1 tRNA gene and 2 rRNA genes are annotated in these 3,450 nt (G+C 49.4%); all 3 read left to right on the forward strand.

What is annotated here, in order from left to right:
- The first annotated feature begins 124 nt into the window (after nucleotides 1-124).
- The 3 genes from PQG54_RS12090 to PQG54_RS12100 all read left to right on the forward strand — a co-directional run bounded on the left by PQG54_RS12090 (nucleotide 125) and on the right by PQG54_RS12100 (nucleotide 3,435).
- Nucleotides 125-2,860: ribosomal RNA gene (locus PQG54_RS12090) — 23S ribosomal RNA — on the forward strand.
- A gap of 106 nt (nucleotides 2,861-2,966) precedes the next feature.
- Nucleotides 2,967-3,082, forward strand: a 5S ribosomal RNA gene (gene rrf / locus PQG54_RS12095).
- Nucleotides 3,083-3,358: 276 nt separating this feature from the next.
- A tRNA-Met gene (locus PQG54_RS12100) sits at nucleotides 3,359-3,435 on the forward strand.
- The last annotated feature ends 15 nt before the right edge of the window (nucleotides 3,436-3,450 follow it).

Below are 3,450 nucleotides of genomic sequence, written 5' to 3' on the forward strand. Positions count from 1 at the left end.
GATGAAAGTTATCATCTCTTATATTAAGTATTTTATTTGCTGTGGATTGTTTTGATTGTTTTTAGAGATAAAAGTAATTGGGGCAAGGGCAGGTGAAGTGGCTGATATGAGTGTATGTGTGATGAGTAAGAGCACAAAGAGCATTTGGTGGATGCCTTGGCATCAGGAGGCGACGAAAGACGTAGCACGCTGCGAAAAGCCACGAGGAGTTGCGAGCAAACTTTGATCCGTGGATATCTGAATGGGGCAACCCCCCTCGTATGAGGGATCATGCACTGAATACATAGGTGTATGAGGCGAACCCGGGGAACTGAAACATCTAAGTACCCGGAGGAAAAGACATCAACAGAGATTCTGCTAGTAGTGGCGAGCGAACGCGGAACAGGCCAGTGGCTTTAAAGAGGTAAGTAGAATGGTATTGAAAGACCAGTCATAGAGGGTGATAACCCCGTATACGTAATATCTTTAAAGTCCTTGAGTAGGGCGGGACACGTGAAATCCTGTCTGAACATGGGGGGACCTCCCTCCAAGCCTAAATACTCCCTGATGACCGATAGTGAACAAGTACCGTGAGGGAAAGGTGAAAAGCACCCCGACAAGGGGAGTGAAAGAGACCTGAAACCAAATGCTTACAAACAGCTGGAGCCTCTTATGGGGTGACAGCGTACCTTTTGTATAATGGGTCAGCGAGTTTCTGTTTGCAGCAAGCTTAAGCCGATAGGTGTAGGCGCAGCGAAAGCGAGTCTGAATAGGGCATTAGTTGCTGGCAGAAGACCCGAAACCAAGTGATCTAGCCATGGCCAGGTTGAAGGTGCGGTAACACGCACTGGAGGACCGAACCCACGTCTGTTGAAAAAGACGGGGATGAGCTGTGGCTAGGGGTGAAAGGCCAATCAAACTTGGTAATAGCTGGTTCTCCGCGAAATCTATTGAGGTAGAGCGTCATGTATTACCTTGGGGGGTAGAGCACTGAATGGGCTCGGGGGTCCCAAAGACCTACCAAACCTAATCAAACTCCGAATACCCAAGAGTATGAGCATGGCAGACAGACAGTGGGTGCTAAGGTCCATTGTCGAGAGGGAAACAGCCCAGACCACCAGCTAAGGCCCCCAAATGATATCTAAGTGGGAAAGGATGTGGAGATTCCAAAACAACCAGGAGGTTGGCTTAGAAGCAGCCATCCTTTAAAGAAAGCGTAATAGCTCACTGGTCTAATTAAGAAACTCTGCGCCGAAAATGTAACGGGGCTCAAGATATCTGCCGAAGCTGTGGGTGCATATTTATATGCGCAGTAGCGGAGCGTTCTGTAAGTCTGTGAAGGAGACGGGGTGACCCTCTCTGGAGATATCAGAAGTGCGAATGCTGACATGAGTAGCGACAAACAGTGCGAGAAACACTGTCGCCGAAAGTCCAAGGGTTCCTGCGCCAGGTTAATCCACGCAGGGTTAGTCGGCCCCTAAGGCGAGGGCGAAAGCCGTAGTCGATGGAAATCAGGTTAATATTCCTGAACCTGCTAGAAGTGACGAATAGAATATGTTGTCAGATCTTATTGGATTGATCTGGCTTTTGGACTATTCCAGGAAATAGCTCTAGCGGATAGACCGTACCCGAAACCGACACAGGTGGACTGGTAGAGAATACCAAGGCGCTTGAGAGAACGATGCTGAAGGAACTAGGCAAATTACTTGCGTAACTTCGGGATAAGCAAGACCGGGTCGTGGGCAACCATGACCAGGTGGCACAGAGCAGGGGGTAGCGACTGTTTAGTAAAAACACAGGGCTCTGCAAAGTCGAAAGACGACGTATAGGGTCTGACGCCTGCCCGGTGCCGGAAGGTTAAGAGGAGGTGTGCAAGCACTGAATTGAAGCCCCGGTAAACGGCGGCCGTAACTATAACGGTCCTAAGGTAGCGAAATTCCTTGTCGGGTAAGTTCCGACCTGCACGAATGGCGTAACGACTTCCCCGCTGTCTCCAGCATCGGCTCAGCGAAATTGAATTCCCCGTGAAGATGCGGGGTATCCGCGGTCAGACGGAAAGACCCTATGAACCTTTACTGCAACTTTGTAGTGGCATCAGGAAAACGCTGTGTAGGATAGGTGGGAGGCTTTGAAGCAGAGGCGCCAGTCTTTGTGGAGCCATCCTTGAAATACCACCCTGAGTTTTTTTGATGTCTAACCATATCCAGTAAGCCTGGATTGGGACCCTGCATGGTGGGCAGTTTGACTGGGGCGGTCGCCTCCCAAAAAGTAACGGAGGCGCGCGATGGTGGGCTCAAGCCGGTCGGACATCGGCTGTTGAGTGCAATGGCATAAGCCCGCCTGACTGTGAGAGTGACAGCTCGAACAGAGACGAAAGTCGGCCATAGTGATCCGGTGGTTCCACGTGGAAGGGCCATCGCTCAACGGATAAAAGGTACTCTAGGGATAACAGGCTGATCTCCCCCAAGAGTCCACATCGACGGGGAGGTTTGGCACCTCGATGTCGGCTCATCACATCCTGGGGCTGGAGCAGGTCCCAAGGGTTCGGCTGTTCGCCGATTAAAGTGGTACGTGAGCTGGGTTTAGAACGTCGTGAGACAGTTCGGTCCCTATCTGCCGTGGATGTCGAGACTTGAGAGGATTTGCCCCTAGTACGAGAGGACCGGGGTGAACATACCTCTGGTGTACCGGTTGTTGCGCCAGCAGCACCGCCGGGTAGCTAAGTATGGAAAGGATAACCGCTGAAAGCATCTAAGCGGGAAACCCCCCTCAAAACGAGGTCTCATTACGGGCCGTGGTAGACCACCACGTTAATAGGTCAGGTGTGAAAGCATGGAAACATGTGCAGCTAACTGATACTAATCGCCCTTGCACTTACACTATAAACACACATACACTCATATCAGTCACTCTTATAAATAACCAATTCCAAATTAACCAACCACAAACTCACAATACCAACCAACACACAAGGGTATATTAGATGACCTGGTGGCAATGGCGGGGAGTGAACCACCCGATCCCATCCCGAACTCGGCCGTGAAAACCCCCAGCGCCCATGATACTATGTCTTAAGGCATGGGAAAGTAGGTCGCCGCCAGGTCTTCTAATATACCCAATTAAAACTTACACGATAATCCAAAACGTTAATCACTATCGATTAACCAACATTCAACATACGGATTATAAATATCAATCCTCATTAATAATTATTCCATTAATGATCAAACCAATAAACCATCTGAACAAGACTTCAATAGCAATCAAGTGCAATTCAGATCTATAAAATAACTGAGCTTCTCATCTTAAGAACAACTCAGTTACCTATATGCCAAATGGGAAACTTATGAACCCAATACAACTCAGGCATATACACCCCTGCGGGGTGGAGCAGCCCGGTAGCTCGTCAGGCTCATAACCTGAAGGTCAGAGGTTCAAATCCTCTCCCCGCTCCCAATACTCCAAATATAA

The sequence above is a fragment of the Commensalibacter communis genome, assembly GCF_947179015.1.
GTDB lineage: Bacteria > Pseudomonadota > Alphaproteobacteria > Acetobacterales > Acetobacteraceae > Commensalibacter > Commensalibacter communis.